The sequence below is a fragment of the Desulfatiglans sp. genome (assembly GCA_012513605.1).
In the GTDB taxonomy this organism is placed as follows: Bacteria; Desulfobacterota; DSM-4660; order Desulfatiglandales; family HGW-15; genus JAAZBV01.
The window spans coordinates 1-21343 of record JAAZBV010000094.1; the positions used below are offsets into that span (position 1 = coordinate 1).

Below are 21343 nucleotides of genomic sequence, written 5' to 3' on the forward strand. Positions count from 1 at the left end.
GGCTATTCATTTGGCTACCTCTCTTTCGTTTGTAAATTTGTGGCGCTTGGCGACCACGTTAATATTAATAAGAAAGAGGGTAGCCTAATTTATTTATGGTGTTAACTCCTTTTATACATAGCAACTAAAGCCTATAGCCTGTTGACCTCCGAACTCTGATATCTGACCTCTATCTTTTCTCTTGCATTTTCAAACAATTAATCTTACACCTAACCAATTATTTTTTCGGTTAAAAAAATTTATTGTCTCTTGTCCGCCATCTTGTCAGGACGAAGCTTTAGCGAGGACTGAAGCTTTCATACAAAGGTGGATACAGGTCTCGTTTTAAATAAATCTCTGCTCCTTGCAGATTGTAAAAGTTCTATTGTCAAAGGAAGACCCCGGTTTTTAACGGATAAAATTTAATATTTGTTCATTAAACGAGGAAAGGAGTCGTTGATAAATGGAAGCTTTTGAAAATGGTGTTGGAACGCTTTTCACAGACCCTGATCCGGATAATGCCCGTGCATTTTTTAGAAAAAAATCAAGGGAAATGAAAAGCAAGGTCATGACGGTAAAAGAGGCCGTCGAAAAATTCGTCCATGATGGGGAATATCTGGCCATTGGCGGATTCGGCGCAAACAGGATTCCCACGGCGGTATGTCATGAGATCCTGAGGCAGGGACGAAAAAACATGGGGTTTGCCGGCCACACTGCAACCCATGATTTTGAGATTTTAGCGGCCGGAAAGGTATTTAACAAGCTTGACGCATCCTATGTGGTGGGTCTTGAGGCCAGGGGGCTTTCCCCCAATGCGCGTAATTACCTGCAGAGCGGCGAAGTGGACGTAACCGAATGGAGCAATTACGGTCTTGCAGCTCGGTTCAGGGCGGCAGGGATGGGGGTAGCTTTTCTCCCCATAAGAACAACGCTTGGCACTGAAACATATAAATACGGTGCAGGCAAGGTAATCACATGCCCCTTTACCGGTGAATCTTATTTAGCCGTTCCGGCGCTATATCCCGATGTAGCTGCTATTCACGTGCATGCATGTGATATTTACGGCAACTCTCAGATCAGGGGAATAACCATAGCAGACCTTGATGTTGCGAGGGCTGCGAAGAGACTGATTATTACCACTGAGCGCATTATCCACAGTGATGAAATCCGCAGAGAGCCCAATCTAACAGTAATCCCATATTATCTTGTGGACGCGGTCTGTGAAGTGCCGTACGGGAGCTACCCAGGCAATATGGCATATGAGTATTTTTCCGATGAAGAGCATCTCAGGGAATGGATGAAGGTGGAAAAGGATCCTGATACCTTTAAAGAATTTCTGGACAAAAATATTTATAACTGTAAATCACATTATGATTACATCAGCATTAACGGCGGGATGGAAAAGATGATGAAACTCAGGCAAAAAGAACTACTAATTTTGGCCCAGGAAAGATAGGAGGAATAAATATGCCTGATTATAATGTAATGGAACTTATGGTATGTGTTGCATCACGTGAACTGGAAGACGGCGCTTCTGTAGGCGTTGGAACAGGCGTGCCATGCGCAGCCACCATGCTTGCCCAGAAGACCCACGCGCCTAATCTATTAATTGTTTTTGAGGCAGGGGGCGTTGCACCTCTGCTGCCTGAAATGCCGATCTCTGTTGGAGATTCAAGGACCTTTTACAAGGGGATCATGGCGAGTGGTATGGTACAGATTATGGAAACCTGCGCAAGGGGAACAGTGGATTACACCTTTCTTGGCGGCGCACAGATAGATATGTACGGAAATTTAAATTCAACCCAGATCGGTTTTGATCATGACAGACCCAAGGTAAGGTTCCCGGGGAGCGGCGGGGCAAACGACTTTGCCTCCTTATGCTGGAGAACCATGGTGGTAACCCCTCAGGACAGCAGGCGCTTTGTGGAAAAATGTGATTTTATAACAACACCGGGCTACCTTACCGGCGATGACGCAAGAGAAAAGGCCGGGCTCCCAAAGGGATGCGGCCCATACAGGATAATCACCAATATGGCGGTTATGGATTTTGAACCCGTATCAAAGAGGATGCGTATAATATCCATAAACCCCGGATATACTGTGGAAGATGTGCAGAAAAACTGCGGGTTCGAACTCCTTAAGGCAGATAAGATAATTGAAACCGCGCCGCCTACAGCAGAAGAGCTGAGGATACTAAGGGAAGAGGTGGACCCGGAAAGGTATGTCATAGGCAGGTAATTTGGAAAGCAGGGCAGGTAAAAAGGTAATTCAAACATTTATTTTTACCTTTTTATCTGCGTCCTCGTCCATGTCAGGAGTCAAAGGCAATCTTGCCCCCTTTTCATTGTTTTGTTTTTGAATTATGGAAGAATTAACCGAAGATAAAAGATTAAAGATCAAGCAGATACAGACCTATATCTCAAAGATGCCAAGCCTTTCCACGACCGTATCAAAGGTTCTTGAGATATGTAACAGTCCAACAACATCTCCGGGTGATCTAAACAAGGTAATTTCACTTGATCCGGTTCTTGCTGGCAAGGTCTTAAAGCTCATTAACTCGGCCTACTATTCCTTGCCGGATCAGGTAGCATCACTTACCCGTGCTATTATCATGCTGGGGCTGAATACGGTCAAAAATCTTGCCCTAAGCACGGCAATACTGGAAAACCTGACAAAGGATGCGCTCTCAGGAGGACTTTCCATGGAACTATTCTGGACTCACTCCATTTGTGTCGGAGTTACAGCCAGATCAATTGCAGCAAAGCTTGGAGTCCACGTGTCTCTGAGAGATGAATATTTTTTAACAGGCCTTCTCCATGACCTGGGCAAGATCCCGTTAAACAACAGATTTCCTGAAATCTATAAAAAATCCCTGGAGTTTGCCTCTATTAAACAACTCCCTTTGTACAGGACTGAAGAGATAGTCCTGGGGATCAACCATATGGAAGTCAGCAAAATGATAGCGGAAAAATGGCAACTGGGTGATTCCATGAAAGAAAGTCTTTTTTTTCACCACAATCCGGAAGGCGCTAAAGAAGAAAACCGCAATATGGTTTCTATCATAGCCCTGGCAAACGCATGCGCGAATAAATTTGAAACCGGATCAGCGGGTGATGGAGCTCCAAGAGACCAGACACTGTTAAAATTTCTTAACCTTGTTGGCGTGGAATGGGAGGCTATCGAGGAGATTCATACAACAGTGCTGGACGAGATAGAAAAAGCCAGGGTGTTCCTGCAGCTGACCAGTGAAAAGGAGTAGGCATATGAAAATAAAGTTTTGGGGAGTAAGAGGCTCTATCCCGTGTCCGGGGCCAAATACAGTAAAATATGGTGGAAACACCTCCTGCCTGGAAATATGGTTTGAGGAGATAGGGAGGCTCATTATTATAGATGCAGGTTCCGGTATAAGGGAGCTTGGCAATGATATAATGAAGCGGGATATAGTAAAGAAGGGGATAAAGGCGGATATCCTTCTGACCCATACCCATTGGGATCACATTATGGGATTCCCCTTCTTTACGCCCATTTATATCCCCGGCGCCCATTTAAAGGTATATGGACCAGTAACATATGAGGATGAGACCCTGGCAGAGGCAGTTGGAGGTCAGCTGACCTATCGTTATTTTCCTGTAAGACAGGCAGAGCTTGCAGCCAAAATAGAGTATATCAGTCTTAAGGAAGAAAAACTGGACATGGGGGATGGGATAAATCTTACCACAAAGTATCTTAATCATCCTGTACTATGTCTTGGCTATCGCTTCGAATATAAGGGTAAAATCTTCTGCACAGCCTATGATACCGAGCCCTTTCAAAATGTGTTTTGTAATGACCCTGATGACCCATCCTATGATGAAGGCATGGCAAAAGAGGGAGAAGAGGTAGCAAGAGAAGAAAATCAGCGTCTTGAAAATTTTTTTTCAGGATCAGATCTGCTCATCTATGATGCCCAGTATAAAACAGAAGAGTATCTATCTAATAAGAGGGGTTGGGGGCACACATCAATAGAAGACGCAATAGATTCTTCCGAGAGGGCCGGTGTAAAGAGACTCGCCCTGTTTCATCATGAGCCTCTAAGAACTGATAAAGAGATAGATGAGCTTGCTCAAAAACTGGGTACTGTTAAAAAGGATTCAGGCATGGAGGTATTTTTTGCACGTGAGGGTGAGGAGATAGTAATCTGATATAGTGTGAAAGCCAGGACTTGAATTTTAGTCATGCCTGTGCCCTGTTTTCTGACTTCTGACTTCTGACCTCCCTGACCACCATTTTATCCTGCCATTTTTATTTAACGCAGGCGGAAATATTAAGTATTGAATTTTCAATTTTGAATCAATTTTTGGAGGAACAACAATGTTAAAAACGGGCATCGGGTTAAGGTTTCCGGGAACCTGCGAAAAGGCATTCAACTTTTATAAATCCGTATTCGGCGGGGAGTTTATAGACTTCATCAAAATCGGGGATGACCCATATACCAAAGCCAACTCTCCTAAAGAAGAACATGGTAAAGTAGCATATGTAGCTTTACAGTTGGGTAATGTCATTATAGGCGGGGATGACGCGCCTGAAGCCGATATAAAACAGTTATCTCCCGGCAACATGATGAGCATCGGTGTTTTACCTGACAGTAAAGAAGAAGCTGACAGGATTTTTAACGGACTGGCAAAGGGGGCCAGAGCAATTACGGAGATGACCGACTATCCCTGGGGGTATATCGGCAGTGTTTTGGACCAATTCGGGGTTAATTGGGGTGTGTGGTACCAACCACCGCGGCAGGCTTAAAACAACTGTAAAAACACCCAGTAGACTGCCACATTGATATTCATCAGGTCGCGCAGATCGAATGCAGGATTGGCTGAGGAGGTTTAAGGCATGAAATAAAAAACAAATTTCGATAAATACCTGGAAACCCAGCTTAAGGACCAGGACTTTACCGAACGATTCAAAAAGGCTGGAGATGCATGGGAAATTGCCCTGCAGATAGCGGCCCTTCGTAAAGAGGCCGGTATATCCCAAAAAGAATTAGCAAAGCGCCTTAAAACTTCTCAACAGCAGGTCAGCCGCCTGGAATCACCGTCTTATGAGGGACATTCTTTGAGTATGCTCCGCCGTGTAGCAGAAGTTTTGGGTGCAACAGTTCAGGTCAAAATTGAGCGGAAAACAGATACAAACAGATATGCAGTAGCAGAAGATGGTGCAAAATATGGTGAATAAGAGTATAGCGATGAATAAGGAGTTATTTACTTATTTATGGGCGTTTTTGATTTGTAATACTTGTCCGCCTGGGTTGAATTGAAGATGGCAAGAGTCAAAGGCAGACATGAGATTTTTTGATTTAAGTGAGAAGTAGAAAAAAGGAGGATAGCAATTGATTTGTTTTATTCAGCAAGGTCATTCTGGCCCCATTAATATTGGCTACACTCAAGAAGACCCTGAAATCCGACTTTCTTTACTGGAAAAGGCAAGCCCTGAAAAATTGAAACTATTGGGAAGTATTGAGGGTACTCCCGAAAAAGAAGCACAGCTTCATAACTTTTTTCAGTCTTACCGATTGAATGGGGAATGGTTTAACCCTGACTCCAAATTTTTATACTGCATACTTACCCTACTTCTTAATAAAGATTTACAAATTGAAAGCGTTGAAGAAATTAAAAACTCTGATTTCATAGTCGGAACATTGGGAACATTAAGTGAGGAACGGGCGAAGGTAATAGAAAAATTTGAGAGGGATTATATTTCTAACCTTTTAGAAATTTGCAAAGGTTCAATCAATAAATCGGCTCAAATAGCAGGAATAAGTACAAGACAATTACATAAGCTTATGACAAAATATCGCATAATAAAAGAGAAATATAAATACTCCTAAAAAGAAGATGGTGCAATATATGGTGAAAAGGAATATAGCGATGAAGAAGGAGATATTTACTTTTTATGGACGTTTTTGTATTTGTAATTATTGAAAATGCCAAGAGTCAAAGGTAAACTTAACCCCTTTTCAATATAGAAAACATTTTTCCATATCGAGCTGATCCATGAAAAAAGATGTCCCACAGGAATTTTTAGATGAATATTATCAAAGGAAAGAGGATCTGAAATCAGAATTAGAATCCCTCAAGGAAATATTGCTTTTACGGCTAAAGCAAAGAAATAGGATGGAGGGAACCCGAGCCCGGATTACTGATTCAAGGATTAAGAGACCTGCAAAGATTTGGAAAACCGCAGTTAAACGTGGCTATTCACCTTCGAAAGCATTTAAAAAAATTATTGATATCATAGGTCTAAGGATTGTTTGTAATAATCTTTCTGATGCACAATCAGTAGTCGAAATGCTTAAGCATGAAACCGGGTTGTTTGATAACATCAAGGTTTACGACATGGTGTCCAATCCGAGAGAAGATGGCTATAGGGCAATCCATGTCCGTACGACCACACGTCATTTTGGACATGGAAACACTGAAGGGACACCATGTGAAATACAGATCCGGACACTATCACAAGATACTTGGGGACGACTTTCGAGAGAAGACATTTATGGCAAGAATCCACCAAAAATAATATCAGAGTTTACTAAGGTGTTATCAGACCAACTTGCGGCAATAGATAAGCATGCCCAGCTTATAAGAGATGAATTGGAAAAACCCGCAGAAAAAGCTGAAGATATAAAAGATACTGATTCCATATCCTCTCAAAAATTAGCTTTACTCTATAAGCAAAAATATGATGATGATTTATATGAGTGGTCACTCCATGATTGGATGCTGAATCTTGAAGAAGCTGAAGTGGAGACAATCCAGTAAGTCAAAGAGATACTCGAAGATGATCAACTTAGGAATAAACTTGATGATGCTGTGGAGAGCATTCGAGAGTACCCACTTTTGGATTCTGAGTGGGCTGTTCTCAGCGCAAAAGTTGCTGCTGATATAAATGATGAGGAAGGTGTTAAAACGGTTATAGAGGATATTGAAACTGAGTGGAATGAAATAACAAGATTTAGCTTGAGAGAGATGTTACCAGGTTCGATTCAGCATTTTATTAATGAGCTTGAGTTCTCACTTACTGGATCAAAGGATGCTTTAGAAACTGGTGAGGATATCGAATCATACTTTTCCTCATTAGGATGTATTTCAAAAGATATGTATGGGATGAAGAGTGTTGATGTAGTAGGTGCAATTGAAACGATTATATCTTATTATGAAGCTGAAAGTTATGAAGAGAGGCTAAGTGAACTTGTTTCAGAATGGGCTATGAAATTTGGATATTGAAGTGTGGAAGGACGTTAAAGGAGACGCTGTTAGGTTATGATTCCTGAGAAGTAACTCTTGCGCATGGTACAAGCATGTGTTAGAAAAAATCATGTACAAAAAAACCAACCCCCAACAAAAGTTATTTGGTGTAGGCACACAGCTATCAGCCAGCCTGCGTAACCGTCTTGAAACTTCCTGGGCGCACCTGTTTAAAACAGAGATTTTACCGATACTGTTCAAGAATGAAGATCAGTATGCCATACTGTATGGCAAAACAGGCCGCCCCAATTTCAGCGTTGCACGCATGCTTGGTTTATGCCTGCTGCAAGAGTTTAACAACTTGAGCGATCAACAAGCCCTTGATACATTCAGTTTCGATATTAGGTGGCGGTATGCATTGGACATAAGTGACGAAGGAGATTACCTGTCTCGAAGGTCACTGGTTGAGTTCCGCAGAAGACTAGCCGCCAAAGACCCAGAGATGAAACTGGTTCGCAATGTATTCGACACAGTAAGGAATCATGCCTTAAAGAAGCTTGGCCTTTCTACTGGTGATCAGAGGGTCGATTCAACACATGTTATCTCAAACATAAGAATCAGGGGAAGACTATCCCTGTTTTCCGATACTATCTCCAATTTTCTTAAAAGCCTTAATGAAGACCAGTTTTCAAAAATTCCTGAAGCAATACAAAAATGGCATACAACTGATCCGGAAGGCTGGTTCGGATTGGGACCTTCTGAACAAAGGGATAAGCTACAGGATCTGGCCTGCTATCTATACAAGCTTATCATGCTCTTTGAACATGATAATGAAGTAATAAACAGTGAACCATACCAACTCCTGAATAGACTCTTTAGTGAACAGTGTGAGTTAAAAAGCGACCTAAAAACAGATGAAGGGTCATCAAAAATTCAGGTTAAGAAGACGCTGGAAGGAGGTACAAACCTTCAATCTCCCTATGATCCTGATGCATCCTTTGGACACAAGGGCACAGGATACAGCGTTCATATAACCGAGACATGTAATAACTCACAAAAGACTGAAATGATCACTGATTATGAAGTCCACGGGGCTGGCAGGTCAGACATTGGAAAGGCCCTTTCAGTTGTAGAGAGATTAGATGATGCCGGGCTAAAACCTAAAACTCTTTTTGCTGATGGCGGTTATCCCTCTGTTCCATCAGCACTAAAAATAACAGAACAGGGAGTGGAGTTCATTGCCCCAGTCAACCGTGGCCCCTTATCTGACAAAATTACAGGCAGAGATAGTTTTGATTATAACTCAGAAGGATTTGTAACCAAATGCCCTATGGGGCACAGCCCGATAGATCACAGGATGCTCAGCCATAATAATAAAAAGGGAAAATCTCTTCATGCTATATTTAATGGAGATACCTGTCGTAAGTGCAGTCAGATTGACAGTTGCCCTGTAAGGGCACCAAACCACCGCAGTAAGGGATGTAGACCACGAGACACTATCGGTAATTTTCGTCTTGAGGTTACCCCTGGAATTATCCTGCGGGATAAAATGTATTCCATTCAGAAAACTCCTGAATGGAAAGAGCGGTATAGCATCCGTGCAGGGATCGAAGCCACCAACTCTGAGCTCAAACGGGTTCATGGTCTGGCAAAGCTTCGTGTACGCAGGATAGCGAAAGTGTGCTTTGCAATAGCCTGTAAGTTGATAGCATGTAACATAAAGAGATGGGCCAGGGCCCAGAAGGCCTCCAAAAGGCCATTATACAGCTTTTTATCCATACTTAGGATCGGAATACAATATTTGTTCAATATATTATTCGGATATCATTTTTTCAAAGAACGAGTTTTTTACGTATAATTTTATGTGACGGTTCTTCAAAAAAAGGCACTTATTTCTCAGGGATCGGTTATAAGGTTGGTTCGATTTAACCTAATAACCTTGCAGCGGCACCCCTTTGGAAACATAAACAATGACTAAAACACAAGACAAAAAAATTTTAAATCGGTATTTTCGTGCTGTCTATAATAAATTAGAAGCTGATGCTCTATTGTTTAATAGGATTTTGCCTCATGAAGGGCTTAAGGGTTCTGAAAATGAGAATGCATTAGCTGACGTCATTAGAGAATTCCTCCCCACACAATATGGTGTTGAATCAAATGTCCTAATAATTGATAGGAATGGGGTAACTAGTCGTCAAAGTGATATAGTTATTTATGATAATCGTCTCCCTAGATATTTTCGAAAAGTATATCCTATCGAGATGGTATATGCGGTCATTGAAGTTAAAACTCAATTTACAAAGCAACAAGTAAATATCGCTTTAGAAAATGAAAAAGACTTTCGAAGACTAGCTTATTATCCTCTACTAGTTCCTTTTTGGGAGTCACGTACAAAGAAAGATCAAATAGTTCATCTACCCCCAATTCATTGTATTTTTGGATATCGATCAGAGACCTCAAACTTTAGTACATTTTTAAAATGGTTTTCTACATTACCGAGTACTTCAGACAAAAAGTTTGCTCCAATCTATTTACATCATAACCCTTTTATTGTGTGTTCCCTTGATAAAGGTCTCATAGTCTGTAGAGGCGATAACGTTCAAAGATGGCTCTCAATCGCTACAGATGAGGGCTATGGGAATAATTTTACCGCTACAACAGATGAAAATAATATGACAATAGAAGTCGACCCTGCCAAAGCGTTATTTCTATTTCTTGAGACACTTTGGTCTATGCTCGAGAACTCTCCAAGGCATCCCGGTTTTGATATAAGAAGTTACATGGACCTTGACTTAGGGGCTTTGGTCTCCTTTAACGTTGAAGGTAAAATTGAGGAAAAATAAAGAAACTGGTGTCATGCCTACACATTTTACTAAATCCATTTATGTGGAGATATAGGTTTATCAGGCCTATGGAGATATTTCTTGAAGTGGGGCGCTTTTGAGTTTTAAAGATGAAATTAACCTCTTTGTCGGGTTGCTTCGAGTAACCCAACCTGCATACTAAAAAAAGGTGACTGTAAGTTTCGCGGGACGTCCGTAAGAAACTAAGTAACGCTTTACAATGATCAATTATTCAAGAATGCTGAGGCAGTTTAGACAGTAGGCTGTTAGGAAAAGCCAAATTAAAAGTGGATTCCCGCCTAAGTTTATCCCGCATTTTATGCGGGGCGGGAATGACGAACGGAGTTGGCTGGTAGCAGAGCATTATTATGAATCTCGAATCTTAAATGTTGACTGATTACAGTAAAACCTGCGACATTGTTTGGTACAGAAACGGATGTTTTTATTTTTTGTATCTGTAAAAAATCAAAATCCAGTATATACCATGACTATCGCAATTGTTATTGACAGGCATTTTCATGATGTGTTTTTCTGTTTTTATAATTTAGGGATAACAGGTTTTTGGAGCTATAACAAAAAAAGAATATCTATTTCAAGGAGCGCCCCATTTGGAACAATTCTTTCTAATCCTTATTTTTATAGTCGTCATTGTTATTATCGTTTTCACCGCCATTCAGGCGAATGAACGTACGAAGGAAATGAGTGAATGGGGAAAACGTAACGGTTTGGAATTCACCCAAAAAGAAAGCCGTATGGATGATGAATTCCCTCAATATTCCTGCCTGAATAAAGGGCACAGCCGCTATGCCAAAAATATCCTGACCGGCGTATATCACGGATCGTGGGTCTGCGCGTTCGATTATCATTACACTACCGGCAGCGGAAAAAATCAGAGCCGCCATTCTTTTTCGGCGTTAATGGTCAACACGAGGCTCCCCCTTAAACAACTTTTTATACGCACTGAACATTTTATTGATAAAATAACCGAGTTTGCGGGATTTGACGATATAGATTTCGAGTCGGCTGAGTTCAGCCGCGAGTTTTATGTAAAATCACCGGATAAAAAATGGGCCTATGACGTGCTCCACCAGAAATCGATGGAGTACCTGCTGCAAGCCCCGCGTTACACACTGGAATTCCAAGGGTCGTATGTCATGGCCTATCGTAATCGTAAATTTAAAATAGCCGAATTTGATGAAGCGTTTAAAGTCATTAAGAATTTACTCGGCCTCTTACCTGATTATCTTATGCGTGAATTGAAAGGAGAAATATCATGATGGGTATATTCATTTTACTTGGATTGGGTCTTATCGTACTTATTTCTATAGTGGCAATGTATAACGGCCTAGTACGCGTCAAAAACCATTGCGGTGAATCGTGGTCGGATATCGATACTGAACTAAATCGTCGATACAATCTGATCCCCAATCTGGTTGAGACGGTCAAAGGATATGCAGCATACGAGAAAGGGGTGCTGGAGGGTGTTATCCAGGCGCGCAATAAGGCGATGGCCAACAACGGGACTCCTGTGGAGCAGGCAAAGGATGAAAACATCCTTATCGGCGGTCTCCGGCAACTGTTTGCACTGGCTGAGAGTTATCCCGACCTGAAGGCCAATCAGAATTTTCTCGAACTGCAAAAGGAACTTTCCAACACGGAAGACCGCATCCAGCGCACCCGACGTTTTTATAACGGAAACGTTCGCGACTTGAGCAACAGGATCGAGGTATTCCCATCCAATATCATTGCAAATATATTCGGTTTTCAGAAGCGCGAGTATTTTGAACTGGACGACGAAGCACAACGGGCTGTTCCCCGTGTGGAGTTTTAGGCCATAAAAGGGAAAGGTGGAAGCGGACTCCTTAATAATTCAAATTTTCTATTTTCAGTATCAAAGATTGAGAAATTTTAGTATATACAAATGAAAGCAGTTACTAGAATAAGCGTGGATATTAATACTTCAGGCGTATCGTTTTCCACGTGTTGTGAAGGATCAAAATGATAACAACCATTTTCATAATTATATTGTCGGTTGAAAGTATCGTGCTCCACGAGATGGCGCACGGCTATGTCGCCCTGTTGTTCGGAGACAGGACGGCTAAAGAGAGGGGTCGTCTTACCTTAAACCCGATCCCCCATATTGACCCCACGTGGACTGTTGTTATACCGGTCATTGCCTATATCCTTTCAAAAGGTTCCTTTATCATCGGCGGGGCAAAACCAGTTCCGGTAAACCCCTATAATTTCCGGCGAAAGGTATTGGGAGACATCTGCGTTTCGGTTGCCGGTGTTGCCGTAAACTTGTTGATCGCAGTAGTGATGATCCTGCTGCTAAAAGTGGTTCTATTATTTTCAGGGTGGGCCCAGGCAGAACTGGCCGGGCATGTGCTGCTGAAGGTTGCACTCCTTAACATTGTCCTTGCCATGTTCAACCTGATTCCCATCCCGCCGCTTGACGGCAGCCATCTTTTCAAATACCTGCTGCCTCAGGGATTACGGAGCGGATATGAAAATCTCGGCCGGACTGGCGTTGGTTTTATTATTTTGATTATCTTCATAAATCTTCCGGTTGTTTGGAGAGTGTTCAACGCAGTGCTGATCTGGTTAGTGAATTTCATGTTAAGCGGGAATGTATAGAGGGACGTATAGGGGGACAATCCTTCAATAATAAAATAATCAGTGGATATAACGTAGTTAAAAAGATAATTGAAAACATGGTCATCCATAAAACTAAATAACTCTCTACAATGATCAGTTTGTAAAACAGGATGATAGACTGTAGGCTGTTAGGAAGGACAGAAGAAGAAAAATATAATTGTGTTGTGAATATAATTTGATCATTATCAGAGGAATTAAATAGCCTGTTCTGAAATTTAGAGAATTTGTGCTTTAAAAAAGGAGGGTGATTTACTATGGTAAATGCATTTGAATCGTTTCCGCGCCTTTTATCCCCGCTGAAAATAGGAAATGTACTGTTCCGTAAAAGGATGTTCGCTGCACCGGTTAATTCAGCCGACATTGTATCTGATGGTCCACCTTCCCTTGATTTAGTCGCATATTTTGAAAGGAAGGCGATGGGCGGTATCATGGGGTGATAAAGCGGGTTTAGAAATCAACCATCATCAATTAAGTTAATAAGGAAAAAGAAATAATGGAAAAGGCAAAATTGGAGAAATTATTTGTGGACCGTAGATTTTCTGAGTTTAAATGGATTAAAGCAAAAGATATCGTGGTGGCTCAATGGGTCAGGTTCCGGTGTAACCAGGATGTTCGCTTTAAAAAATATAATTGCCACTATGCCGTTATGGTGCTATAGTTACACAACGTTATGGAGGTAATATTATGGGAACAGCAATGAGAGCCACAGTATACTTAGATCCGGAATTACACAAAGCCCTGAGGTTAAAGGCCGTTGAGACATCACAGTCTTTATCAAAGCTGGTCAATGATGCTATTAAGGAATCTCTCGCAGAAGATGCGGAAGATATCGCGGCATTTGAAGATAGGGCAAAAGAACCACTCATCAGCTATGAAGCGATGGTGAAGAGGCTTAAAAAAGATGGGCGAATATAAAATATTCTTTAAAGAATCCGTAGAAAAAGACCTTCGCTCCATCCCCAAAAAAGATATAAAGAAAATCCTCACGCGCATAGAAACGCTTGCACAAGAACCAAGACCACAGGGCTGTGAGAAACTTTCCGGTCAGGAGAAGTATCGCATCCGCCAGGGCACCTATAGAATTATTTATTCCATTCAAGATCAGGAACTTACAGTATGGGTTGTAAAAGTCGGGCATCGCAAAGAGGTTTATCGCTAAAGGTTGATATCAGAATTTAGTGTAGCAGGACAATCCTTTGGAAATTTTGTTTCCAATGAGAACAAAGAACTCCATAAAAACTAAATAACTCAGCGGTCAATTTAATTACTTAGTTTCTTGTGGAACGCTGTTGAGTTTTAAAGATTACATTAATGCAATATTTTTGTTGGGTTGCTTCGAGTAACCCAACCTGTATATTAAAAAAGGAGGGTGATTTACTATGGTAAATGCATTTGAATCGTTTCCGCGCCTTTTATCCCCACTGAAAATAGGAAATGTACTGTTCCGTAACAGGATGTTCGCTGCACCGGTTAACTCTGCTGATATTATATCCGATGGTCAACCTTCCCTTGAATCTGTCGCATATTTTGAAAGGAAGGCGATGGGCGGAGCTGCGGCAGTCACATACGGAGAGGCCGACGTGGACCCTGAAGATTATCGGGAAGGGCCGTATCCCCGTGAGATCACCCGGATGAGCAATTATAACTACGCACGTCTGGCAAGCGCTGTTAAGCGTCAGGGCGCTGTCCCTGTTTTAGAGCTGTGCTTTGCGGGCATCCATGCCCGTATGTATACTGGAGGAGATAAACCCGCCTGGGGGCCGGTTGATATGGACCTGCCATTTGGCAAGAAAGTCGCAGCAATGTCTGAGGATAAGATCCTCCAGATTATAAACGAGTTTGGAAATGCTGCATTTGCCGCTAAAAATGCCGGTTTTGAAATGATATGCCTGCATGGCGCCCATGGCTTTGGCCTGCAGCAGTTTATGTCACCAACCATAAACACCCGAACAGACAGATGGGGCGGCAGCCCTGAAAATCGCTGCAGATTTGCTGTCATGGCAATTGATCAAATAAAGCAGCGCTGCGGCTTAGATTTCCCCGTGGAAATTCGCATCAGCGGTACGGAAATAGTCAAGGAGGGCTACGGCATTGAAGAGGGTTGCCGGATCGCCGAACAGCTCGACGGGCACGCGGATATTATCCACGTCTCAGTCGGTGCGATACAAAGATTCGGGGCCGAAACAATGTCGCGCACCCATGTCAGCATGTTTTACCCGCATGGCGTGAACGTTGAATACGCAGCGGCGGTCAAAAAGCATGTAAAAAAATCTCTGGTCGCCACTGTAGGCGGCTTGAGCGATCCTTATCAGATGGAGCAGATCCTGGCAACGGGTAAAGCAGATATTATTTATATGGGCCGTGAGCTTGTCTGCGACCCTGAGTTCCCAAACAAGGTTCGGCGCGGTCTTGTCGATGAAATACGCAGATGTATGCGCTGCCTTAACTGTTTTGCGGAAGGGGTGTTTCACGGAGACCTCGTTTGCGCCATCAATCCTGAAATAGGCCGGGAACGCGAGGTGTACAGGGCACTTCCCACGCCTTTGAAACAGCGTGTACTCGTGATCGGGGGCGGTATCACCGGGATGCAGGCGGCTATAACCGCGACCAAAAACGGGCATGAGGTAGTTTTGTGTGAAAAGAGCGGTGAACTCGGTGGGAAAATATTGTGCGAGGCTGAAGTGCCGTTTAAGCAGGATCTGCATCATTACATACTCTTGCAGCGGTCGTTGATAGCGAAATCGCGTATTGACCTGAGGCTCAATACAGAGGTGACACCGGAATACGCGCTAGCTGAAGGCCCGGATGTCATCATTGCGGCTGTGGGTTCTGTCCCAGAAACGCCCGATATCCCTGGTGTCAACAACCATAACGTGTATCAGGCGATAGATGTGTATAAAAACCCCTCGCTTGTTAAAGGAAAAGTTGTAATTTTAGGTGCTGGTTTTGTCGGTACAGAACTCGCCATATACCTTAAAGACTTTGGAATCGACGCAGAAATAGTAGAAATGCTCGGTGATATCAGCGACGGCGGCAACAGCACGCACAAGATGGCTATTAACGATATGATAGCCCAGAAAAATATACCGATCCACTTTAATGCAAAGGCTATTGAGATCACCCATGACGGGGTAAAATGCCTTGGCCAGGATGGTGAGATATTTTATAGAGCCGACGCGGTCATTCTTGCCGTCGGTATGAAACCTCTCTATGATGAAGCCTTGAAATTCAGCCTCTCTTCAAAGGACTTCCATATGATCGGCGAATGCCGGAAGGCTGCAAACATCCTTTACGCAACCAGCACCGCATACGCTGCTTCAAGGCTGATTGGGAGATTTTAACCCACACGGTCAGCCAGGATGTTCGCTTTAAAATTATTTATTCCATTCAAAATCAGGTACAGTATGGGTTGTAAAAGTCGGGCATCGCAAAGAGGTTTATCGCTTAAGGTTGATATCAGGATTCACAGGACACGGATTTACACAGATGAACACTGATCTTTCATGTTTAATTTTTTTAAAAAAACCTGGAAACCCGGTTCATTAACACTACTCCAGCAAAAGCATAAGAGGCAATGTATTATTCTGTTTCTTAACTGTACTAACGATTTCATCAGCGCCTATATCCCTGGCCGCTCCACCTGGTCTTGGGTTACCATCAATATCATCATCGCATTGCCCTTCTGCTAAATCGATTCCCATGTCAATGGCTGATGTGGCCGTTTTACTCAGATGCAGGTCACCTGAAATGCCATCAGCAAAAAGAGCAAGCGGCTGTGATTGCAGATTTCCGGCCAGATTCGCTCTGGCGTTATTTCTTTGCATTATGTTATGAGTGGTAAGATTGTTCATTATATCAGCCTGTGTATTACTGAACCGATATTCAATCGCGCTAAAAGGTGTTCCGGTAAAGGCAAGGGAGTTATGATATACCTTTGAATTGCATGACTGCCACAGGGCAATTCCTGTATCCGCACCCGATTCCGATGCAAAAAGTGCCGGGTTTGAGGCAAATATAAAATTGTTTCTGACTATTCCTCCGAAATGGCCCATGTAACCGTTGGCATTCGGGCACGGATTATCAATGTAAGTTCGGCCTTCTCCACTTTCAGTGAGCCCGAACCCAACAGCCCTGGCATTGTCAACGAATATGTTTCTCTCCACTAAAGTATCCCTGCTGCCCCGAGTCAATAATTCTTACATTGTAAATCAGGGTGTTCAGGGTATCAGCCGACCCGGAAGAAGTAACATGAACAGCATGTGTCCTGGCCCGCTTAATAGTCAGGTCTGCTATGGTAACATTAGAGGCCGCAATGGTAATTACCTCTGAGCCCTGGTACTGGTCATCAAAAATAACACTCTCTCTGTCTCCGCTCTGGGAACGAATGGTTATACCTGCGACATTGATCCATATGTAACGACCTGTTGCGCCAAGATTATATTTCCCGTCTGCTACAAGGATCATGTCTCCCGGAGCGGCGCTGTTTACCGCGTTCCAGATCTCCTCTACAGTATCAACTGTTATTGTGTTCCCAGAAGGCTGGGGTAGCTTTGGGCAGGCCCCGAATGAAAATGGTGAAACCAGTACAGTTAACAAAGCGGCAGTAACCAGCGATGCTAAAATCAATATGGAAGAGTGTTTCCTGTTTTGAATGTCTGTCATAATATCTCAGGATATCTGGTGAAAAAATAATAGCCTTTATAATACAGCTATATCAGGATAGTCGACTATTATTTATCCTGCATTTATGGCAACCCGATTGAACAATACAGGGTATGCCCGGGATTCTTTAGCATACCTTTTTGACCTGTTTATAAGGTTTGTAACTTTTAACCGGTTGATGTATAAACCGGAATCAATTCCACATTTTTCTTAAATAATATACTTCTAATAAACCCTGGAGGAATTATGTCCATTAATACTTTTTTTGCATGTTTATTTACATTAACTGTATCTGGAGAAACCATGGCTGGTGATCTGCAGACTGAAATGGCATTTAAAGTGGTTGAAAAAACTGGGGAGATTGGGAGCGAGGTAATTATGCTTCCGATATTCAACAGGAGCCGGAGCCAAAAGGGCCAATATATGAACATCTGGAATGGCACTCTCCCACATTACCGTTGCTAATGGTGGTATTTCATGGCCCTGCATTCTATAGAAATTGAAACAGGCTCTATCGATAGACTTGTGGAGATGGAGAAACTGGCATTACCTGAAATAAAAACCGTTCTGCTCAAATCAGAATCACCACTTGTAAATTTCAGAATACTCTTCAATACCGACGCTACAAGTGATCCAAAAGGCAAGGAAGGTCTTGCCCGGCTTACCGCATCCATGATAACCGAAGCGGGCAGCAGGTTAATGAACTACAAGGAGATACAGCGGGCCATTTATCCTATGGCAGCGGGCTTGAACAGTCAGGTGGATAAGGAGATTACTGTATTCACAGGCACGATACATGTGGATAAACTGATAAAACAGGAGAAAAGTCAAAAGGATTTTGAGCTGAAAAAAATTCTACCTGACCAAGTTTGTCAATCTTCTCAGCAAAACCCAGGGACGCCAGCTTGGTTATGCACTGGACAGTGATTTTTACGGCACAGGCGAATTCACTAAAACCATGATAAGCGCACTCAACAGGATTACCCTTGATGATGTCAACAGGGTTATAAAAAAGTATCTGCAATGCGAAGATGTGAAATTTGTTTTTATTACAAAGGATGCTGAGGAGATGAAAAACCGCCTGATAAACAACACCACATCAAAAATGGTGTATCAGGCGGAGAAACCGGAAGATATTCTCAATGAGGACAAAATCATTGAGAACTACAAACTTGATTTTAAAGCTGAAAAGGTAAATATTGTACCGGTTGAGGAGGTGCTTTAGGATATTTATCAATCCCTTAGTTAAAAATAGGAGGCTGTCATGAACATTCAAAAAGTAACGGCATTTTTTATGTGGTGCACCATCATAAACGGGGTCTTATTGGTTCTCTCGCTAATAATAGGCATTGCAGGTCTTGACTTGGCATACTCTACTCAAGGCAAGTTATTCCCGATATCCCGTGATTTTTTTAACATGGCCTATTATTCGTTACTAGGTTTGTACAAAATCATCTGGATTGTTTTCAATGTTGTTCCATATGTGGCGATGCTGATTATCAGAAATAAATAGTATTGAAGAAAAGTTGAATATCAGCTTAGCTTTTTATTATAGTTAGAAAGGCAGGCTAAAACAATTTAGTATAAAGGCTGTTATTAAAAGATCGATAGTGTCCATACATAAACATTCTATTTATGATGAAACTTTAATCCGGAAAATAATGCTTTCTGGATGGACACTTTAATTAAGTTCAAAGAGATAGACCTGCCATTCATGTATTTGACCAGCGCCCATGATCTTGAGCCCAATATAAACCCTGAAGACGGGAGCCTTTCAGACAATTCACAGGTGCTTCTTAATAAGTTCCTGCTCTTCAATAACATGAACCAGATAAGCTACGACTTCAAAGCCTACCCGAAGTGCGGATTCAGGGCAGATGCATGGTCCGAAACCTTATTGAATGATGAATACAGGAATTTCATATGGTATCTGAATAACAGCCAGGGTGTTCCCATGGTCGCCCTAAACTATACGGCAGATCTGATTCATGCCTTGTATCCACAGTTCGCCATGATAGCGTGGGACTATCTGACTCAGTTCTCACGTGATCAGAAGAGCAGCGCAATCAGATACAACCATTAGACCACACGTAGATACGCCCGGCCGGGCGTATCTACATATTTTCTATTCCAGAGCAAACTTGCCTGTGCCCTTATGGACTATGAAAGAGCGCGGACAAGTGTACGCAGGTAAATTGGTATAAATATTTATTTGATTTACCTTTTTACCTACGACACCGAAATTCCCCATTGTTCAGCTTTTTTCCAGAGAGTCAATCCTGGCCTGAATGTATACCAGCACTGCCGCTCAGGTTCAGGTATTCATTATCAAATAACTCAAAATCCATATGTATCTGTATCACAAACTTATGCAATTATATTGAGGCATTATTGCAACACTGTAAAAAGTTCTGTTGTAGTTCCTGTTAAATAACTCCTTATTAAAATTATTGCATTAAAATTACCTGAAAAGGACTGTTGAAAAAATCAACTCCATGTTTGTGGCAGGAACAAATACAGGGTTAGCTATCCCATATCTATAGAGCAGTGATTCTTTCAATTTTTCAGTCACATGGATATTTTTTCAAGCTTCCCTTTCAGCAGACCGCCAGCTACGAACTACACATTATGGCTGTTCGAGGTTTTACATTTTTCAGGCAATACGTTTGCCTGCATCAGGTCCAGGTGCGAGGTTTTATAGCATCAACCTTATAACCTTACAGCGTCACTCTTTACCTGCATTACACAGTCGGTGACAGCAGGTGAGGCCGTTATTTTTTCACCGGCTCTGCAGGTGGCTCGGAACTTCCCCAAATATAGCGTGCATATTTCAGGTAGCCCTGCACATTGTTGAGGCGGGCGTCAATATTGGTTTCAACAGGCATAATGTTGCCGGAAATCAAAGGCCGCAGGTATTTCGCCAGTTCCATGGCTCCGCCACCGCTGATGATAATTAGATCGATATCCCAGTCGTTAGCCCACAGGCGCGCAATATCGGTAGCAATTATGCTGGCCGAATGCTCGAACACCTTATCGCGTAGCTTTGTGATGTTGTACTCTTTGCCCCGGATTCTGATTAATCCGGTTTCAACTGCTTTGTAAAGCCGGTACAGCTCGATGTCTACATTGCTCTCTTCGCGCAACTTTTTGGCGATGGCTCTGAAGCTCTCGGAAATCCCGGTATTGAAGGTGCTGCTTCCTCTTTGAACATACTCCATCCCCTGGAAAACACAACAATCGGTCGTCCGGAAACCGATATCGATGATGCCGATTTTTTGCTTGGCAAGTTCACGATTTATAAATTTACCGGATTCGTTCATCAGCAGATTTAAAAAGCTGCCGAGTGGCTGTGGGAGAATCTTCAGGTTGTTGATATTAACCCGTTTGCTTTCGCTTGTTCCGTCGCCCTTATGAAAGGTGATTTCATGAATCCCCTTGAGCATTTTCATCAGGCGCTGGTTATCTTCTTTGTAGAAGCCGACCGGAAGTCCGGTTACGAGATTGACGTTGGCATAGCTATCGAATAGATTGCTTATGGCCGTCATAGTCAGGACCTTGTTGAATTCGGTAAGAAGCTTCTCCTGATCGAGGGTAAACTCTCGCGTATCGGAGTGCTGCTCCGCGAAATCTCCCACGAAATAGGCCCGACCATCCATCTCGACATGCATGCAGGGGCCAGCCTCGTTCTTTACTATGGGCAGCCTGAACTGGATGTCAGCCGCTTCCCCTAAAACGGATTTGAACAGAATAGACTCTTTACCATCAGTGGCTTTTGTAAAACCGAATCCGATATCAACTCCTACAACATCCATTTAACTCCTCCCGGTCCAAAGGTGAAAATTATACACGAACATCTGCGCAAGCGCACCTATAGGTTCATATTTTTTGTGAAATTATACCCCAGAATTACATCAGGTTGTCAAGGATAAATCTGTATGAATGAAAAAGCGGGCGATGCCCTTTTAAGTAAAAGAATAAAAA

At 42.5% G+C, this 21343-nt stretch carries 26 protein-coding genes; 23 read left to right on the forward strand and 3 right to left on the reverse strand.

Going from position 1 to position 21343, the window contains the following annotated elements:
• The first annotated feature begins 442 nt into the window (after positions 1–442).
• From GX654_12550 to GX654_12635, 18 genes are all read left to right on the forward strand, one after another.
• A complete protein-coding gene (locus tag GX654_12550) occupies positions 443–1435 on the forward strand; it encodes a CoA transferase subunit A (protein NLD37688.1) in 993 nt (330 codons plus the stop codon).
• Between the two features lie 11 nt (positions 1436–1446).
• A complete protein-coding gene (locus GX654_12555; protein ID NLD37689.1) occupies positions 1447–2217 on the forward strand; it encodes a 3-oxoacid CoA-transferase in 771 nt (256 codons plus the stop codon).
• Positions 2218–2341: 124 nt separating this feature from the next.
• Complete coding sequence (locus tag GX654_12560; GenBank protein NLD37690.1) at positions 2342–3238, forward strand: HDOD domain-containing protein; 897 nt, start codon at positions 2342–2344, stop codon at positions 3236–3238.
• Positions 3239–3242: 4 nt separating this feature from the next.
• A complete protein-coding gene (locus GX654_12565) occupies positions 3243–4160 on the forward strand; it encodes an MBL fold metallo-hydrolase (protein ID NLD37691.1) in 918 nt (305 codons plus the stop codon).
• 169 nt (positions 4161–4329) lie between these two features.
• A complete protein-coding gene (locus GX654_12570; protein ID NLD37692.1) occupies positions 4330–4758 on the forward strand; it encodes a VOC family protein in 429 nt (142 codons plus the stop codon).
• A 120-nt stretch (positions 4759–4878) separates the two neighbouring features.
• Positions 4879–5190: a helix-turn-helix transcriptional regulator gene (locus tag GX654_12575; protein NLD37693.1), complete on the forward strand. Its 312-nt coding sequence runs from the start codon at positions 4879–4881 to the stop codon at positions 5188–5190.
• Between the two features lie 154 nt (positions 5191–5344).
• Positions 5345–5842: a hypothetical protein gene (locus tag GX654_12580; protein NLD37694.1), complete on the forward strand. Its 498-nt coding sequence runs from the start codon at positions 5345–5347 to the stop codon at positions 5840–5842.
• Positions 5843–6008: 166 nt separating this feature from the next.
• The gene (locus GX654_12585; GenBank protein NLD37695.1) at positions 6009–6773 is read left to right on the forward strand and encodes a hypothetical protein; all 765 of its coding nucleotides are present in this window, start codon (positions 6009–6011) and stop codon (positions 6771–6773) included.
• Positions 6774–6851: 78 nt separating this feature from the next.
• Positions 6852–7238: a hypothetical protein gene (locus GX654_12590; GenBank protein NLD37696.1), complete on the forward strand. Its 387-nt coding sequence runs from the start codon at positions 6852–6854 to the stop codon at positions 7236–7238.
• A gap of 91 nt (positions 7239–7329) precedes the next feature.
• Positions 7330–9057, forward strand: a complete 1728-nt coding sequence (locus GX654_12595) for a transposase (protein NLD37697.1) — start codon at positions 7330–7332, stop codon at positions 9055–9057.
• Positions 9058–9169: 112 nt separating this feature from the next.
• The gene (locus GX654_12600) at positions 9170–10042 is read left to right on the forward strand and encodes a hypothetical protein (GenBank protein NLD37698.1); all 873 of its coding nucleotides are present in this window, start codon (positions 9170–9172) and stop codon (positions 10040–10042) included.
• A gap of 608 nt (positions 10043–10650) precedes the next feature.
• Complete coding sequence (locus tag GX654_12605) at positions 10651–11319, forward strand: hypothetical protein (protein NLD37699.1); 669 nt, start codon at positions 10651–10653, stop codon at positions 11317–11319.
• Positions 11320–11324: 5 nt separating this feature from the next.
• Positions 11325–11873, forward strand: a complete 549-nt coding sequence (locus GX654_12610) for a LemA family protein (protein NLD37700.1) — start codon at positions 11325–11327, stop codon at positions 11871–11873.
• Positions 11874–12040: 167 nt separating this feature from the next.
• Positions 12041–12679, forward strand: coding sequence for a site-2 protease family protein (locus tag GX654_12615; protein ID NLD37701.1), 639 nt, complete (start codon positions 12041–12043; stop codon positions 12677–12679).
• A 275-nt stretch (positions 12680–12954) separates the two neighbouring features.
• Positions 12955–13137 carry a hypothetical protein gene (locus tag GX654_12620; protein ID NLD37702.1) on the forward strand — a complete coding sequence of 61 codons (183 nt, stop codon included), beginning with the start codon at positions 12955–12957 and terminating at the stop codon, positions 13135–13137.
• A gap of 247 nt (positions 13138–13384) precedes the next feature.
• Positions 13385–13615: a CopG family transcriptional regulator gene (locus GX654_12625; GenBank protein NLD37703.1), complete on the forward strand. Its 231-nt coding sequence runs from the start codon at positions 13385–13387 to the stop codon at positions 13613–13615.
• Complete coding sequence (locus GX654_12630; GenBank protein ID NLD37704.1) at positions 13602–13859, forward strand: type II toxin-antitoxin system RelE/ParE family toxin; 258 nt, start codon at positions 13602–13604, stop codon at positions 13857–13859. The genes GX654_12625 and GX654_12630 overlap by 14 nt, the downstream gene beginning before the upstream one ends.
• A gap of 220 nt (positions 13860–14079) precedes the next feature.
• Positions 14080–16041, forward strand: a complete 1962-nt coding sequence (locus GX654_12635) for an FAD-dependent oxidoreductase (protein NLD37705.1) — start codon at positions 14080–14082, stop codon at positions 16039–16041.
• Positions 16042–16248: 207 nt separating this feature from the next.
• Here the strand turns inward: GX654_12635 and GX654_12640 are convergent, their stop codons facing one another.
• Complete coding sequence (locus GX654_12640; protein ID NLD37706.1) at positions 16249–16863, reverse strand: hypothetical protein; 615 nt, start codon at positions 16861–16863, stop codon at positions 16249–16251.
• On the reverse strand, positions 16841–17362 hold the full coding sequence (locus GX654_12645) for a hypothetical protein (protein ID NLD37707.1): 522 nt from the start codon (positions 17360–17362) through the stop codon (positions 16841–16843). The genes GX654_12640 and GX654_12645 overlap by 23 nt, the downstream gene beginning before the upstream one ends.
• Before the next feature lie 246 nt (positions 17363–17608).
• On the opposite strand from GX654_12645, the gene GX654_12650 reads away from it, so the two are divergent.
• The 5 genes from GX654_12650 to GX654_12670 all read left to right on the forward strand — a co-directional run bounded on the left by GX654_12650 (position 17609) and on the right by GX654_12670 (position 19445).
• On the forward strand, positions 17609–17827 hold the full coding sequence (locus tag GX654_12650) for a hypothetical protein (GenBank protein ID NLD37708.1): 219 nt from the start codon (positions 17609–17611) through the stop codon (positions 17825–17827).
• A gap of 12 nt (positions 17828–17839) precedes the next feature.
• Positions 17840–18289: a hypothetical protein gene (locus GX654_12655; GenBank protein ID NLD37709.1), complete on the forward strand. Its 450-nt coding sequence runs from the start codon at positions 17840–17842 to the stop codon at positions 18287–18289.
• 31 nt (positions 18290–18320) lie between these two features.
• Complete coding sequence (locus GX654_12660; protein NLD37710.1) at positions 18321–18587, forward strand: hypothetical protein; 267 nt, start codon at positions 18321–18323, stop codon at positions 18585–18587.
• Positions 18588–18626: 39 nt separating this feature from the next.
• Complete coding sequence (locus GX654_12665; GenBank protein ID NLD37711.1) at positions 18627–18875, forward strand: hypothetical protein; 249 nt, start codon at positions 18627–18629, stop codon at positions 18873–18875.
• 159 nt (positions 18876–19034) lie between these two features.
• On the forward strand, positions 19035–19445 hold the full coding sequence (locus GX654_12670; protein ID NLD37712.1) for a hypothetical protein: 411 nt from the start codon (positions 19035–19037) through the stop codon (positions 19443–19445).
• A 688-nt stretch (positions 19446–20133) separates the two neighbouring features.
• On the opposite strand, the gene GX654_12675 is transcribed toward GX654_12670, so the two are convergent.
• Entirely contained in the window at positions 20134–21174 is a 1041-nt protein-coding gene (locus tag GX654_12675; protein ID NLD37713.1) for a ParM/StbA family protein, read from the reverse strand.
• Positions 21175–21343 lie beyond the last annotated feature (169 nt).

Excerpts from the sequence above, each read along its gene's own strand:
- GX654_12550 (NLD37688.1), top strand. The coding sequence starts at position 443 with ATGGAAGCTTTTGAAAATGGTGTTGGAACGCTTTTCACAGACCCTGAT.
- GX654_12620 (NLD37702.1), top strand. The coding sequence starts at position 12,955 with ATGGTAAATGCATTTGAATCGTTTCCGCGCCTTTTATCCCCGCTGAAA.
- GX654_12635 (NLD37705.1), top strand. The coding sequence starts at position 14,080 with ATGGTAAATGCATTTGAATCGTTTCCGCGCCTTTTATCCCCACTGAAA.
- GX654_12645 (NLD37707.1), bottom strand. The coding sequence starts at position 17,362 with ATGACAGACATTCAAAACAGGAAACACTCTTCCATATTGATTTTAGCA.
- GX654_12630 (NLD37704.1), top strand. The coding sequence starts at position 13,602 with ATGGGCGAATATAAAATATTCTTTAAAGAATCCGTAGAAAAAGACCTT.
- GX654_12660 (NLD37710.1), top strand. The coding sequence starts at position 18,321 with ATGATAAGCGCACTCAACAGGATTACCCTTGATGATGTCAACAGGGTT.
- GX654_12555 (NLD37689.1), top strand. The coding sequence starts at position 1,447 with ATGCCTGATTATAATGTAATGGAACTTATGGTATGTGTTGCATCACGT.
- GX654_12595 (NLD37697.1), top strand. The coding sequence starts at position 7,330 with ATGTACAAAAAAACCAACCCCCAACAAAAGTTATTTGGTGTAGGCACA.
- GX654_12655 (NLD37709.1), top strand. The coding sequence starts at position 17,840 with ATGGCCCTGCATTCTATAGAAATTGAAACAGGCTCTATCGATAGACTT.
- GX654_12675 (NLD37713.1), bottom strand. The coding sequence starts at position 21,174 with ATGGATGTTGTAGGAGTTGATATCGGATTCGGTTTTACAAAAGCCACT.
- GX654_12560 (NLD37690.1), top strand. The coding sequence starts at position 2,342 with ATGGAAGAATTAACCGAAGATAAAAGATTAAAGATCAAGCAGATACAG.
- GX654_12615 (NLD37701.1), top strand. The coding sequence starts at position 12,041 with ATGATAACAACCATTTTCATAATTATATTGTCGGTTGAAAGTATCGTG.
- GX654_12665 (NLD37711.1), top strand. The coding sequence starts at position 18,627 with ATGAACATTCAAAAAGTAACGGCATTTTTTATGTGGTGCACCATCATA.
- GX654_12650 (NLD37708.1), top strand. The coding sequence starts at position 17,609 with ATGTCCATTAATACTTTTTTTGCATGTTTATTTACATTAACTGTATCT.
- GX654_12625 (NLD37703.1), top strand. The coding sequence starts at position 13,385 with ATGGGAACAGCAATGAGAGCCACAGTATACTTAGATCCGGAATTACAC.
- GX654_12570 (NLD37692.1), top strand. The coding sequence starts at position 4,330 with ATGTTAAAAACGGGCATCGGGTTAAGGTTTCCGGGAACCTGCGAAAAG.
- GX654_12585 (NLD37695.1), top strand. The coding sequence starts at position 6,009 with ATGAAAAAAGATGTCCCACAGGAATTTTTAGATGAATATTATCAAAGG.
- GX654_12600 (NLD37698.1), top strand. The coding sequence starts at position 9,170 with ATGACTAAAACACAAGACAAAAAAATTTTAAATCGGTATTTTCGTGCT.
- GX654_12565 (NLD37691.1), top strand. The coding sequence starts at position 3,243 with ATGAAAATAAAGTTTTGGGGAGTAAGAGGCTCTATCCCGTGTCCGGGG.
- GX654_12670 (NLD37712.1), top strand. The coding sequence starts at position 19,035 with ATGGACACTTTAATTAAGTTCAAAGAGATAGACCTGCCATTCATGTAT.